The organism is Paenibacillus assamensis DSM 18201, from assembly GCF_000422445.1.
Classification (GTDB): Bacteria; Bacillota; Bacilli; order Paenibacillales; family Paenibacillaceae; genus Paenibacillus_B; species Paenibacillus_B assamensis.
On record NZ_KE383838.1, the window covers coordinates 42,703 to 58,632 of the forward strand.

The window sequence follows — 15,930 nt, forward strand, 5'->3', positions numbered from 1 at the left end:
AACGATGTAAGGTGAATGATAGCATACGTATCATTCACCTTGATCGATTCATTTCCAGTTATTATTGCAGTGCCTTGAGCAAATGCTGAAGATTGCGTTCCATCAGTGTTAAATAATTTTCTCCTGCGGCTTCCTGCTCTTTTGTTAAACCTTCTAGTGGGTTCAGTACAAGTGTTTCTACATTTGCCTCACTAGCCAGCGTCTTTGCCAAAGTATCCGATACAAGCTCTTCGAAGAAAATGTATTTAATTTGTTTCTCTTCTACTAGTTTGGTCAACCGTAAAATGTCCTGCGCACGCGGTTCAGCATTGGGTGCGATTCCCATAATCGCATGCTGATGGATACCATAATCACGAGCTAAGTATCCAAATGCATGATGGGAAACAATAATATCTTTTTTGCTAGTTTGTTTGATCGAGTCAGCATACTGCTTATCCAATGCAACAAGCTTATCATGAAGTTGTTTATGACGCTCTTCATAATAGGCTTTATTGCTGCTGTCCGCATCAATAAGTGCTTGTTTCACATTCTCCGCCATTACGATGGCTGACTTTGGACTTACCCATGTATGAGGATCAATACCTCCTTCATGACTGTGTCCTTCTTCATTTTCATGATGGTGCCCTGACTCTTCATTGTGTCCAGCTTCATGCCCATGCTCATGACCATGTCCGGACTCTTCCTCAGCATGAGTCCCCTCGATCAACGTAACACCTTTGCTTGCTTCAATTAGCTTCACCTTAGAATTGTTATCCAATCCATTTTTAAAATCTTCGATCCAACCTTCGAATCCAGCACCTTGATACAGCATAATTTGCGCTTTAGAAACGTTCTGAAGATCTACACTTTTCGGTGTCCAGTCATGAGGCTCTACCCCGGAAGGGATTAAATTCACCACATTAACATGCTCCCCACCGATCTCTTTAGCCATATAATAGAGAGGATAGAAACTGGTAACAACGTTCACTTTTCCTTCCTCAATTTGCACTGCTGCCGAATTTCCGCAGGCAGTTGTCAACATAATGATAGCTCCTAGCAGTATGGACAACCAAATCTTGCTTCTTTTCATCTGAACAACTTCCTCTCTCTCCAAATAACCTGTTAGCTTTCATCTTTATAAACAAGCACAAATGTAGCTCGCTCTTTTTCGTAATGATTACTATTAAGATTATAGACACCTACCTACCATGTGTCAACCAAAAATGATGTCTATTAAGAAGGATTGTTGCTTACAGCTATAGACGCATATCGTAGTATGCCCGTTATTTGAAAATAGAAGAACCTCTGTGTTCTCTTCGAATCGGAAGAGAACACAGAGGTTCTTTATAGGGTTCGTTCAATTAAACTTATTTTACAACTGCACCATTTGGCATCGATTCTGGAACCGTTGCAAGCGTAAGCTGACCTTCATGGGATGCAGCCAGCACCATCCCTTGAGATAGGACACCGCGCAGCTTCACTGGCTTCAAGTTCGTCACAACAATGACTTTGCGTCCAATGAGCTCCTCAGGACGATAGTATTGGGCAATCCCAGAAACGACTTGACGCTCCTCGAATCCAAGATCTAGCTCCAAGCGCAGAAGCTTATCCGCCTTAGGCACTGGTTCTGCATGCTTCACCTGTGCCACACGAAGCTCTACCTTCGCAAAGTCATCAATGCTAATCTCTTCTTTCAATTCTACTGGTGCAGGCTTGCTCGCCGCATCTGCTGCCTGTACCGCAGGTTCAGACTTAGCAGCCTCTGCTTGCTGAACACCGCCGCTCATGCTTTCGGCAATGGCTGCTACTTCTACCTCCACTTCCAATCGAGGGAAGATCGGATCACCCTTCTCTACTTTCGTACCCGTAGGTATGACGCCGAATGTTCGCAACTGCTCCCATGTCGCATGCGCTTGATCAATTCCTAGCTGAGACCAAATACGTGCTGGAGTTTGCGTCAAGAATGGTTGCAGCATCGTTGAAATAATTCTCAAGCTCTCTGCCAAGTGATTCATAACAGAAGCCAATTCAGCTCGATTCGCTTCGTCCTTAGCAAGCGTCCAAGGCTGTGTTTCATCGATATACTTATTGGAACGACTTACAAATTGCCACAGTGCCGTCAATGCAACGGAGAATTCCATCTTTTCCATTGCCTCTTCGAAACGATCAACCGTTTGAACAGCAAACAATTCCAAGCTCTCATCGTAAGCAGTAACTTTTCCTTCGTAGGATGGAACAACACCATCAAAATACTTATTAATCATAGCAACTGTACGATTTAACAAGTTACCAAGATCGTTAGCCAAATCAAAGTTTACGCGCTCTACGAAGCTTTCAGGTGTAAAGCTGCCATCTGAACCGAATGGAACTTCACGAAGCAAGTAATAACGAAGTGCATCCAAACCATAGCGATCAATCAATACGACTGGGTCCACAACATTACCTTTAGACTTCGACATTTTACCGTCTTTCATAAGCAGCCAGCCATGACCGAATACTTTCTTCGGCAGTGGAAGCTTCAACGCCATTAGCATAATTGGCCAATAAATGGTATGGAAACGGATAATCTCTTTACCAACCAAATGCACATCTGCTGGCCAATAACGCTCATATAGTTCTGTATTTTCTGAACCATATCCAAGCGCTGAAATATAGTTGGACAACGCATCAATCCATACATAAACAACGTGCTTCGGATCACCTTTTACTTTCACACCCCATTCAAACGAGGTACGAGATACAGCGAGATCCTCAAGACCAGGCTTGATAAAGTTGTTTATCATTTCATTTTTGCGAGATTCTGGCTGAATAAAATCAGCGTGTTTTTCATAGTACTCCAACAGCTGATCCGCGTATTTGCTCATACGGAAGAAATAACTTTCCTCTTTCACCAATTCAACAGAACGACCACAGTCAGGGCAATTGCCATCTGTCAGTTGACGCTCAGTAAAGAACGATTCACAAGGCGTACAATACCAACCTTCGTATGTTCCCTTATAAATATCATCTTGAGCAACAAGCTGATCAAAAATTTGTTGTACCACTGCTTTATGACGATCTTCTGTTGTGCGAATAAAGTCATCATAAGAAATATCGAGCTTCTTCCATAGATCCTTAATGCCTGATACGATGTCATCGACAAACTGCTGAGGCGTTTTTCCCGCTTCAGCTGCTTTACGTTCAATTTTTTGACCGTGCTCATCAGTACCAGTCAAGTAACGCACATCGAAGCCGCGAAGACGCTTGTAACGCGCCATTGCATCCCCTGCAACTGTTGTATAAGCATGACCAATGTGCAGCTTATCACTTGGATAATAAATAGGTGTAGTGATGTAGAACGTATTGCTAGGTTTAGACATATTACTTCCTCCTTGAATTACATCTATATCTATATAAGTTAGAACCCACAACAACCATGTACCTTATGCAGACACAAAAAAACCCCCATCCGCTTGGGACGAGAGTTAACCTCACGTGGTACCACCCAAATTTCTGACGCATCCGTTACAAACAATTGCTTGTAGGACTAGCCAGCTTCATTGTCGCTGCATGCAGCAGCTCAGCATTCGGTAATGGGAATGACTCACTGAAAGCTAACTTGTCTTCACTACTATATGTATAAACATAAGAGCAAACACCAGCTCACTTCCAGAACCTCCGAGACCATCTTCCATCGTGTAGCTATACCGGCTCACAGCAATACCCGGCTCTCTGCAATAGCACAACGGTGTACTCATCTCTTCATCAGCAATGGATATTCATATTCACATTTGCAAATGAACACATTATTACTCAATATATCTTGAACAGCTTCCACTGTCAATTATCATCCATTCCATGCTAGCCTACTTTAGTTCGTATTAGCTCTGGATGGGTTAGAATGACCCGAATCTTGGGAATGTTCAGACTCAGCCACTTGCTCAGATAAACCAAATTCCTCATTTTTAGTCCGAGGCGGTACAGGATCATAACCACCAGGATGAAACGGATGACAACAACCTATTCGCTTCACTGCCAACCATGTTCCTTTCCCAGCACCATGTACATCGATTGCCTCTAATGCGTATTGCGAGCAAGTTGGATAGAATCTACAGCTAGGTGGCTTCAACGGCGAGAGAAAGCGACGATAGAAATGAATCGGTGCCTTTAGTGTAACCGCAGTCCACCTCTTAGCTTGTTTCATTCTTATTACACCTGCTCTTCTTTGTATTGACAAGTCTCACAATACCCAAACACCTCGAACTTATGCTTCACAACTTGAAAACGCTCGGGTACATCCGTTAAAGCAGGCATCGGGCAATAGTGAATGGGATATGTTTTCTCGCATTGCAAGCAAATCATATGGTGATGATGGTGGCTGGCCGAACAATGCGCCTTAAACTTCATACCTTCCTCAAATATAACTTGTTCCAATACACCTAATTCATGCATCACACGCAAATTGCGATATACCGTATCAAAGCTAAGTCCTGAATATTGCTGTCCCATATATTCATATACATCTTTCGGTGTCAAATAACCTTCCGTCTCAGCAAAGAGCGTAGCTAATGTGCGGCGCTGCTCTGTAATACGTAAACCTTGGCTCGACATTTTTTGCAGCATTTGCTCAGTCTTCAGCATTTTCGTCCCCCCTATCTTTATAATGCGTTAAGGTTGACACCTTGTCAAACGGCAAGAAAGACGCTGCAAGCTGCAGCGTCTTTCAACATACATAAACAATAGCAATATAAGCATCAATAAGACCTAATGCTAGAATAATAGATGATCTTACATAATCGTATGCTACATGGTCACTGGTTAACTAATATACTTACGTACGCTTCGGTGGAAGCTGTGTCATAAATATATTCACTGGCATATTACTTGCCGCAGCTGGTGTGAACCAAATTTCGACCTTCTCTTCACGATCACCAGTACGGTATATCGGCGTTGCTTCATCTTTATTTTTCAAAATACCATTGATTGGTAGTCCGACTTCCTGTCCGTTAACCAAGATAGAGCCAGAGTACTGACCACCGCGGGCATTAACACCAATTAATGTATTTGGAGCAACACGATCCAACACGACACGATATAATACCCCATAGTTACCTGCATTGTCCACATCTTTATTGGAAGTTGTATCCCAGCCTCCAATTTTTTTATCCGATTTGTTATCTCCAATTACAATGCGAGAAGATTCCTCGCCCACTAATTCAGAGACTGTCAGTGTACGGTCTGCATTATTGAATGATCCACGAATATGTGTACCATCTGACGGGAGAATTTGCAAGTTAGGTAGCTCTTTCCAAATATCCTTACTTGCATCTAGTGCAATAATTTTATACTCCAAGTTATTGTCTCCCAAGAAATCAGCATACATCGTGAATACTTGCTGCGGCTTAATCGCTCTATTGCTCATCTCAGGCATTAAAAGTGCAGATTGTTTCGGCTTCAATGTCTGCTCTGAGATAATACCGTGCTCACGGAACGACTGGAAGTAGCGCTGCGCTGCTGCTTTACCTGTCTGCTGAGGATGTAGACTTGGTCCTGCTGTACCAGCACGCTCCACTCGAACGACTGCATCTTCATTGGAAACGTTCTTAACGACAACATACAATTTGATATCCGTAGGCTTCGCATTTTTATGATGTAGTAGAATACGAGTTCCACCTGCAATGTGATCTTTATAAAGAATACCATCTTGTACGATGGATTCAGGGCTATTCGAACGGTACAGTGTACGCTGACCGTGGCGCAATTGCGGCAATATTTCCTTCATTCCTAGAATAGACGATCCATCAAGTGGATACACATGACCGACTTGCGTATATATCTTATTGAACTCATCAAAGGTATACAAGGTTTCATTTGTAATGGTAACAGACTTCGTTATTTCTGCTGATAAACCATGCTTGTCTGTTACTTTCAACGTCACTTGCTGCTCACCAGGAGTAAAGAACGCTTGCTTATTGTTTGTCCATTCTACCTTATCGATCGCATCTTCATCATCATAGCTCTCATTCGAATACTCGATCAGTTCACCCATCTTATACTGACTCTTATTCGTTGAAAAGTCTACGACAGGCGGCATATTAGGCGGTTGTACGTTGATGGTGACGCTGTACGGTTCACTCCATACCCCTTTTTCATCGAGCACACGGAGTGAAATCACATACTGACCTGCCTCAGAATAGAACGATTCTAGTCCTGTCCACTCATAATCAATAATTTGTAAACCACGTGGATGGAAGGATTGATTCTCAACCACAACTTCTGTTTGACCTGCAAAAATATGTTCAGGTGTTACTTTGAACTTAGCTACAGGCGCAGCAGACATTTGCACAATAATACGCTTAGTATGTTGCTCCCACTTATATTTCATTTGCATAGCCTGTAGGGCTGATGTCAATGGGACCATAAACGTATTGTTCTGCAAGTAGGAAGCACCGCTCATCTTGGTCAACTCGCCATTGACTTGATAAACATCTGACTTCGCTTTATATCGCAGCTCGCGATCTCCCTGCCTAATAATCGTTTCTTTCGTTGTATTATCGAAGTCTAGCTGAAAGCCAAAACGATCAACTAAACCACGAACAGAAATGTAAGATACACCATTTTTAACGGTAATAGGCTCTTTAGAATAATGGGTCACATTGTTATGCACGATGACGTTACTATTAGCCAAAATAACGAGTACATCTGAACCATATATCGTTGTATCTATATTATGCTCGGCAGATTTCGGTACTGTGGTGCCCGGATTCTCAATCGTTGAACCATCCGTTGCATTAGGATCACCGCTTGTTCCGTCAGAAGGCTGAGCTGGGTCTGTAGAACCGTCGACATTAGGATCTACCGTTTCTCCATTCGTTGCCTCGCCCTCAGTAGTTTCATTGTTGCCCGTTTGCTCCGTACCACTCAAGTCTTGTCCATCCATTGACGATTGGTAGCCATCTACAGATTGCGACTCAAACGTTTGAACTTGTGCAGCATCATTCATCTCTCTCTGCTCTAATGCACTTGCTACTGGCATCACAGCAGCACATTGTAGTGCTACTAAAGCCATAGCAATTGTGCGTTTCCATCTAAAATGACTCATTCCTTCGCTCCTAACTCCTAAAGTATTCCTCGTCTGCTCTCGTAACGTCGTTGGACCGATCATCTTGTTCAAGGAGACATAGTAATAGACGTCACGAAGAATAGAAAAGTTTCTATAAATATGCTCATTTGTCTAAAGACACATTCTACCTTTATTGACAGAACAATGCCTATCATTATACCTGAATCACTTCTATTAACCTAGCATTTTTTTACACCTATGTAAAATAATCGCACGAAAAAACCCGCATTTCATCAGTCATGCGGGCCTCAACAATATGACTAAAAACTCGACTAAGCTATCGGTTGCTTGCTATCGTTTAATCCATATCCGTAAGGATAGTCAGCATTAATGGTAACAGGAAGTTTGCCTTCCGCTTGTTTACGACCAACTAGCACTTCTGCTAATGCCGTCATTGATGCAGGGCGATTCTCGTAGCAACACAAGTACGTTTTCACAGAGTCAAACTGATTCAAGTCGTAAGGATTGCGAGACGACGCTACAATAACCCGTTCATGGCTATTTGCTAGTTGATTTACAATCTCAACTTGCCCAGCATGAAGCTGGGATACCGCATTATACGTAACGATAACAATTTGCTCATAGTCGGCAGCGAATTTGACCGCCGCAGCAACTGCATCGGCATCTGGTTGTGTTCCAATTCGATACTCGGTAACATCGCCAAGGTATGGTTCCAATCCTGTAGCAACTGTGTATTTTTGAACAATTGGCTCATCAACCTCAGTATGCTCACGTACTTCCGGCCAAATAACTAACGTCTTCAATTCAGATTGAAGTGGCAGCAATCCTTCATCCTTAATAAGGGTAATACTCTTTTCACAAATTTGCTCTACAACTGCCTTCGCAGCATCGGTAGCAAACTGTTCAGCAAAGTCAGCTGTCACTTCAGGCAATATGTCCATTTGACGACGCTGCTTCAATTGAAGGATACGTTCTACAGACGCGTTAATTTGAGCTTCAGAAATGCGGCCAGCACGAGCAGCAGCAACAAGCGCTTCAATCGCTGCTGTCTGTTCAGCAAATCTATGGCTAACTAGTACTACGTCTGCTCCCGCCTCAACTGACATAACAGCACCCTCAGCAACACCATACACATCAGATATAGCTTTCATTTCCAAACAATCCGTTACAATAATCCCTTGGTATTGCAATCTATTACGCAGCAAGTCAGTCAATACGCGACGTGACACAGTAGCCGGGCGCTCTTCAGGTTCAAATGCAGGGAACATAACATGCGCTGTCATAATCAGGTCAACACCTGCTGAGATCGCTTGCACAAAAGGTACCAATTCCAGATTCGTCAATCGTTCTTCGTCATGAGCTACAGAAGCCAACCCATGGTGAGAATCAACTGCGGTATCTCCATGTCCAGGGAAATGCTTCGCTGTAGCAGATACATTCGCATCCTGAAGACCGCGAATTTGAGCATTGCCAAGCTGTGAAACCAAATCAGGACGTTCACCATACGAACGAACTCCAATTACTGGATTTTTTGCATTGTTGTTAATATCAACACTTGGAGCAAAGTTCATATTTATACCCATCTTCAATAGCTCTTCGCCGCAAATACGAGCCGCATCATATGCCAGCTGCGCATCGCGTGCTGCACCTACAGCCATATTTCCAGGAATTAATGTAACATCATCCCAGTCTATACGAGCGACCATTCCACCTTCTTGATCGATACAGATAAAGAGTGGAATGTCCGTCTGCTTCTTTGAGATCAATTGCAAATCACGTGACAACTTGCAAGTCTGTTCTTTGTTATCTAAATTACGACGGAAATAAATAATACCCCCAAGATGATTCTTCTCAATCAATGTCGTAATGTCTTCGTCAACTTCTAACCCTTTAAATCCACACATGACCATTTGACCGATTTTTTGTTCCAGCGTTAGTTCACTAATATTCATAATGAATCCCATCCTTATGAAATAATATATTTTTATAGTTTATACACTTGAACTTTGAGCTTCTTTCTCACGATATTCAGAAGGCGTAAGCCCCGTATACTTCTGAAACACTCTGGAGAAATATCGACGCTCTGAATATCCGACCAAGCTGCCAATCTGGGTGATGTTCTTATCGGTCATGAGCAGCATGGATTTTGCTAGCTCCATGCGCTGTTTGGTTACATACTCAACGAAGGTCTCACTATAATAATTTTTGAACAATAAACTAAAATAACTACAGCTTATGCCCAAATAGTCAGCAATCTCATCAATGCCAATGTCAGAGCTTAAATTGCGCTGGATATAGTCTTTAGCGGCAATCATCATTAACTCGCTAGACTTCTTATTCATCGCATGTTCCTTCGTCTGTACAACAAGTTGCGAAATAACGATCATTAAATCTTTTACACTGACACAGTGCTGAAGCCTCTCCCATGCCTGCTCTTCTTCTTGCTTACTAAGCAGTTCCAATTCACGCATTTCCCTCAACAGATGAATAATAACGTAGTGTAGGAACTTCTCGGCGCGTACAATAGAATGCTCTGAGATTTGCAACAGACTGGATTGAAGCGCTGCAAGTCCCTGCTCTATCTTCTTTTTATCGTTCTGCTTCATCCCTGATACGATTTCCTCAACAGGTTGCCACTGCGATACAGATGCAGCTTGACGAGCGATAGAGCTCTCATCTACCGAGACAAGTACTTCATCATCAGGATGGAGAAGCAGGACACGCTGAAGCCGCTTGAACGTACTCGATAAGCCTGTCATCGGTACAGGACCAGAATCCCATGCGAGACTCACGGTAAACTTAATGTGATTGCGTACTGCATCTTGAATCATGGATGACCAATTTGCCACATCTTTTTCTTCCACTTCGAAGCGGTCTTTATAAAATTGGACCAGGATGCACCATTCGCCTTCACGTGTTTGTAGTACAGCATACTTAAGCCATTCATCACCTTGCAGCGCATCTTGCAGGACATTGCGTACAGCAAAATTCCACAATCTGCGCTCATTATCGCTCCAAGAAACCGTCTGCTGCGCGTATTGATCTAAGTCTACTAGTAAGACTGTATATACAAGCTGATCAGCCTGGTCCTTATCATCGACAGTAAAATAACTTGGATGACCAGCAGAGAAGCCCATAATTACATCAAACATCATCTTCTCATACGCAAGACTGATGACCTTGCCCCACCGGCGCTCAGCCATCTTCTTCTCCATTTTGCGATTGCGTATAATGTCTGCAACTTTACGTACTGTATTTTCTAACTCTTCATAATTAATAGGTTTCAAAATATAATCTCTTACACTATGTTGGAGTGCAATACGAGCATATTCAAATTCCTGATATCCAGTCAGCATGAGCACTTCGACCTCTCCGCCCAGCTGCCTCACTTCCTTCAGAAATTCCATCCCGTCCATTACTGGCATTCGGATATCACATAGAATCAGATCAGGCTCATGCTCTCGGACAAGGTTCAGCCCTTCTACTCCATTACGAGCAGTACCAACAATTTGAATTTGCATATCTTCCCACGGAAGCACAATTTTCAAGTTGTTTAGGATCGGAACTTCATCATCAATTAAAATAGCCTTCACACTCATTTGTTCTCACCCTGCTCATATCTCGGTATTGTACATTGTATGATCGTCCCTTCATCAGGAGCCGAACAAATAATTAACCCATATTGACTTCCATATTGAATGCGAATACGGTCAGCCACACTTCGTACGCCTAATCCACGGCGCTCCATATTTAGCGCCTTTTCTTCTTGCGGAATAAGTGATTTCGAATCATCATCCTGCATATATTGGAACCGCATTAATTGCTTTGCGGAAATTCCTACTCCGTTGTCTTCTACTCTCAATATTATTCTTCCATCAATCGAACATGCCGATATACGAATCAAACCTGTATAAGAAATACCATCAAATCCATGTTGAATGCAGTTCTCTACAAGCGGCTGCAGCGTTAATTTTTGAATCATACAGTGCATTAATTCCTCAGGCACATCGAACTCAAAATTAAATACATCTTCAAAGCGGAACTTTTGTATTTCTAAATAGCTCATTAAGTACTCAAGTTCCTGACGAATCGTAATCTCTTCTTTATCTTGAATACTAATGCGCAATATATTCCCAAGTCGATGTACCATATGGCTAACTTTGCGACCTTCATTCTGTATAGCTAGCACATTGATCGATTCTAGTGTATTGAATAGAAAATGAGGCTTAATCTGAGCTTGAAGCACACGCATTTCTGCTTTATTTTTCTGCTGCTGCTCCTGCTTCACCTGCTCTAGCAAATCAGTTACTCTATCAATAAGTCGGTTGAAGCCACGAGATAACAAGCGAAGCTCATCTTGCCCTTCCTCATCTACACGCGCTTGAAGATCGCCCTCTTCTACTCTTCTCATAAATCTAACCGTACGAACGATATGCTTCGTAACCCGATTCATGAACAAAAATAGAAATAGCAAGGCACCCAACATACAAATAAGCATAATAATCGATACCCATTTGATGTATTCCATCATCTCATTCGATAAGGAATTCCATGAACGGACAGATACTAAATGCCAACCGTATTCAGGAATCTCATAAAAAGAAAGAACACTGTCCTGATCATTAAACTTGTCTTTGTAACTGTGATAGCCTTCTTTCATCTCCAACGGCTTGTCCAAATAATTAGGGAGTTTGTTGCCGTTCAATCTCTTCTCATTATCGAACAATATTAACCCATTCTCGTTCACGATGAAAAATCTAGAATTCCTCATTTGTTCCACATGATAAAAGTTATTAAAGAACGTCTCGATATCCCAGTCGTTTACTTGAACGATAAGGACACCTAAATTTTTGAGCGTATACAAATCCTTAACGACTTTAATTTGTGTAAACACTTGCTCTGACCCAGTCAGCTCCGGTATTTCATTTGGTCCAAGCCAAACAGGTGACCCCTTACTATTCATTACCTCATCATAGATAGGATGCTTAATAAATTCCTCGAAAGGCATCGTTTTAAAATTTTCTTTGGCGAATATTGGGATAATGTCAGTATAACCTGACCCTGGATAATATGTATAGCCTTTTAAATTATACAAAAAGGCATAACTAATGGACGGATGATTGAACAACAACCGCCGAAAGACCTGCTGACGGTTATTCATCTCCAAATAGTCAATCCCTTTTAAATCGGTAACCTTTAATGGAGGTTGAACGGATTCAGTCCCGCCGACCTTATTTTTGCTAGCATCCGTCTCTTCCGCCCGAACTAAGTCTTGATCTTTCACATTCGGAGAAATTAACGCAAGTTGAAAAATATTATTGGCTATTCCGTTATCAATAATCTTCTCTACTTCCTTAAATACGGATCGAATGCTATGTCCCATCGCCTGCATAGAAAATTCGGTCTGTTCACTGTACTTCTTCTCTATCATTTGAAACGTAATTGTAAACGTTATCGTCCCCAATAAAAATAAAGGGATAATGATCAGAAGAACAAAGCCGCTAAACAATTTATAACGTAAGTTCATTCTTCTCACTACCCCTTTAGTCTCTATTATTGTGATGAACCTTTTCCAGTTTACCACGCTATAGAGAACAATTCACTTGTATTATTCGATTATTTCCAACTTTTTTTATCCTTTTACGCCGCCGGCTGTTAGTCCCTCAATAATCTTCTCTTGCAAGAATGCATAGATGACCATTACAGGTACGACACTATATACGATACCAGCACTCATTTGAGCATAGTTCGTATTGTAAGCATCACGGAAGCCTACCATACCTACTGGCAATGTACGCCATGTATCATCACTTAGGAAGTAGTTAGCAAGCAAGAACTCATTCCAGTTGCTCATAAAGTTTACGATAAATACAGTTACTAATGCTGGAACACTCAACGGCATCACGACTCTAGCAAAAATACCAGGTGCTTTCAATCCGTCGATAACAGCTGCTTCCTCAATTTCTGAAGGTATAGAGCGCATAAACGCTGCCAATATAATAACTGTAAACGGAATTGCTGACGCTGTGTATGGAAGAAGCAAGGCCATTGGTGTATTCAACCAATCAAGTTGTTTGAGAATACCGTATATAGGCAATAGCAATGCGTTTCCTGGAATCAACAAACCTAGTAAAATAAATTGGAAAGTAATGAAACTGAGCTTGTTATAACGCATACGAGTAATTGCAAAAGATGCGAGCGAGCCAATAATCAATGTAGCTATTGTAGCTACCGTTGAAATCCACAAACTATTCCAGAAATATCCCCCGATATTTGCATTAACCCAAGCTTTTACATAATTATCCCAAGCAAATTCCGTCGGGATACCGAATGGATTACTTGAAATAGCCCCGTTATCTGTCTTAACTGAAGAGAAAAGGACAAATAAGAATGGGAATAAAATTACGACCAGGTAACCTAGTAGGAAAATATGATTGACACTTTTCTTTAGTAGTTTGACCATTAGTATTCAATCCTTTCTGCTCTACGTGCAATCAAGAACTGATATGCAAGCGTAATGAGGAGCGTGAAGATGAAAATAAGGACTGAAATACTATAACCATAGCCATACTTAAAGCTAGCGATCGAGTGTTTCATCATATACGTTGTCATAACATCAGTGGAACCTGCAGGTCCACCTTTTGTCATTACGATAATAATATCAGCTGCTTTCATTGCACCAGCAATGGAAAGCATGATAACTACAGATACGATAGGCATAATCAATGGAACTGTAATTTTGAGAGCTCGTTGAATACCTGTTGCTCCATCGATCATAGCAGCTTCATCTAATTCTTTAGGAATAGAGAGGATTGCTGCCAACACCATAACGATATAGAAACCGGTCCACTGCCAAGCGTTCGTAATAAGAATGGAGATCATTGCCCACTTTTCATCGGACAACCACATGATCGGATCTATGCCGAGCTTTCCCAAAATCTTGTTCAGCAAACCGACATCAGGGTCATAAATGAATCCCCACAAGATTCCGATTACAGCTGTTGACATAACAGATGGCATAAACACTGCCGTCTTATATAGACCTCTCAAACGCTTGACATTGGAGATGAGCAGTGAGAAGAAAATAATTAACGGAACTTGGACGAAGCATGAGAATAAAATAAAGAATCCGTTATTTTTGACTGATGCCCAGAAATCAGCCTTGCTCATCACTCGTATATAGTTATCGAATCCGATAAACTTATAGTTTGCAAATCCGTTCCAGTTTGTAAAGCTGTAATAGATCGCTACTATTACAGGATAAATAAAGAAAGCAATGAACAGTACAAGAGCTGGAAGCAAAAATAAGAAATAAGTAATTGGACTTCTAAGTGCTTTGTTCATGATTTCCCTCCGTCCGTTCCAAATATCGAGAGATCTATCCCGAAATAACAGACTATAATGTATAGAGCACCACCCCCTGCTAAGTAGGGCGGTGCTCTTGTAGTAGATTTATTCTACTTTTTTGTATAAAAGATTATTCAGCAGCGTTTGCCTCGTCTTGAACTTTTTGTACTTCATCGCCCACTTGTTGAGGTGTAGCTTGACCGCTGATCATTTTTTGAATTTGTTGGCTAAGTGCAGTGTTCACGTCTGCTTGTACTAGAGCGTCAAACGCAGGCCATGTGTACTTAACTTCACCCATTTGAGCTAGAATAGCTTCAAGCAAGTCGTTGCCTTTAGCTGTTTCGTTCAACTTCGCTTGTTCAACTTTCATAGAAGGAATAACGCCATCTTCTTTCAAGCCACGAAGCTGCATTTCTTCATTGTACAAGTTTTTGATGAATGCTTTGATAGCTTCACGCTTCTTAGGATCATCAATTGCTTTTTGGGAGAACGCATATCCGTTGTTAGAGTCGAACATGATGCTGTAGCCATCGCCTGCGTTAAGAGGAGGCATCATGAAGAAACCAACTTTTCCGTGCATTTTACCAGATTGAGCTTTGTCAGCAAATACAGATGTAGCCCAAGAACCATCGTACATCATGATTGCTTCTTCATTGATGATTTGGTTACGTTGTGTAGCGTACTCAAGACCAAGCTCACCTTGTTTGAAGTAGCCTTTCTTCAACCAGTCAGCATGCTTAGCAAAAGCTTCGATCATTTTCGGATCGTTCCACTTTGTTTCGCCTTTAGCGAAGCCTTTAGTAACATCAGCACCTGCGTAGTAAGTCCACAAGTTGTTTGTTGTCATCAATGGAACCCATGCATCTTTGGAAGCGATTGCGAATGGAATTTTGCCATCCTGTTTCACTTTCTCCGCGATAGCTTCTAGTTCAGCCAATGTTTTAGGAATTTCGATTTTGTTCTTCTCGAAGTATTCTTTGTTATAGAAGTAACCTTCGATAGAAGCTCCTACTGGCAAACCGTAGATCTTGCCGTCCTTCTCCCATTGTGTATGAGATAGGAAATCGTCCTTAATTCCCAACTCATCAAGAATTGGAGCGATATCAGCAACTAGTCCATTTTCAGCATAAAGCTTAACGTCCGGGCTACCGAAAGCGTCGAAAATATCAGGTGGATCTCCGTTTGTCATCTCCGCGCGTAGTTTTTCTTTACGGTTAACTTCTGATTCTACACCGTCCAACTTGACGGACAAACCAGCAATTTCACCTTCTGTTTTCTTAACTACGTCTTGAAGAATGTTAAAGCGGTTTTTCTTGGATTCACCAACTTGCGTATGGCGAAGCTTCAAATCAAATGGCTCACTGCTCGTTTCTGTCTTTGTGTCTGTTTTTGTTTCTGGCGTAGTTGTGCCGTTTGAAGAACCGCTTTCTTTAGCGCCTCCGCCGCAACCCGTCAATGCAGTTGTAGCGATGAACAAAAGTGTCGTTAGTAGAACTAGACCTTTTTTCATCTCATGACCTCCCTTAAAGTTTGTTAAGGTT

General features: G+C 41.8%; 11 protein-coding genes. All 11 read right to left on the minus strand.

Annotated features, from left to right (window positions below):
* Positions 1-61 precede the first annotated feature (61 nt).
* Entirely contained in the window at positions 62-1,069 is a 1,008-nt protein-coding gene (locus tag H580_RS0118580) for a metal ABC transporter solute-binding protein, Zn/Mn family (RefSeq protein WP_028596123.1), read from the minus strand.
* A gap of 277 nt (positions 1,070-1,346) precedes the next feature.
* Complete coding sequence (gene metG / locus H580_RS0118585; RefSeq protein WP_028596124.1) at positions 1,347-3,338, minus strand: methionine--tRNA ligase; 1,992 nt, start codon at positions 3,336-3,338, stop codon at positions 1,347-1,349.
* 491 nt (positions 3,339-3,829) lie between these two features.
* Positions 3,830-4,162 carry a membrane protein insertion efficiency factor YidD gene (gene yidD / locus H580_RS24730; RefSeq protein WP_084509352.1) on the minus strand — a complete coding sequence of 111 codons (333 nt, stop codon included), beginning with the start codon at positions 4,160-4,162 and terminating at the stop codon, positions 3,830-3,832.
* Positions 4,163-4,167: 5 nt separating this feature from the next.
* Positions 4,168-4,599, minus strand: coding sequence for a Fur family transcriptional regulator (locus tag H580_RS0118595; protein WP_028596125.1), 432 nt, complete (start codon positions 4,597-4,599; stop codon positions 4,168-4,170).
* Between the two features lie 190 nt (positions 4,600-4,789).
* On the minus strand, positions 4,790-7,060 hold the full coding sequence (locus H580_RS0118600; RefSeq protein ID WP_028596126.1) for a copper amine oxidase N-terminal domain-containing protein: 2,271 nt from the start codon (positions 7,058-7,060) through the stop codon (positions 4,790-4,792).
* Positions 7,061-7,353: 293 nt separating this feature from the next.
* On the minus strand, positions 7,354-8,994 hold the full coding sequence (gene nagZ / locus H580_RS0118605; RefSeq protein ID WP_028596127.1) for a beta-N-acetylhexosaminidase: 1,641 nt from the start codon (positions 8,992-8,994) through the stop codon (positions 7,354-7,356).
* A 39-nt stretch (positions 8,995-9,033) separates the two neighbouring features.
* Positions 9,034-10,641, minus strand: coding sequence for a response regulator (locus tag H580_RS0118610; RefSeq protein WP_028596128.1), 1,608 nt, complete (start codon positions 10,639-10,641; stop codon positions 9,034-9,036).
* A complete protein-coding gene (locus H580_RS0118615) occupies positions 10,638-12,569 on the minus strand; it encodes a sensor histidine kinase (protein WP_028596129.1) in 1,932 nt (643 codons plus the stop codon). Before H580_RS0118615 ends, H580_RS0118610 begins: the two co-directional genes overlap by 4 nt.
* A 105-nt stretch (positions 12,570-12,674) precedes the next feature.
* Positions 12,675-13,505, minus strand: a complete 831-nt coding sequence (locus H580_RS0118620) for a carbohydrate ABC transporter permease (protein ID WP_028596130.1) — start codon at positions 13,503-13,505, stop codon at positions 12,675-12,677.
* A complete protein-coding gene (locus H580_RS0118625) occupies positions 13,505-14,386 on the minus strand; it encodes a carbohydrate ABC transporter permease (protein ID WP_028596131.1) in 882 nt (293 codons plus the stop codon). The genes H580_RS0118620 and H580_RS0118625 overlap by 1 nt, the downstream gene beginning before the upstream one ends.
* Positions 14,387-14,519: 133 nt before the next feature.
* Entirely contained in the window at positions 14,520-15,899 is a 1,380-nt protein-coding gene (locus H580_RS0118630; protein ID WP_028596132.1) for an ABC transporter substrate-binding protein, read from the minus strand.
* Positions 15,900-15,930 lie beyond the last annotated feature (31 nt).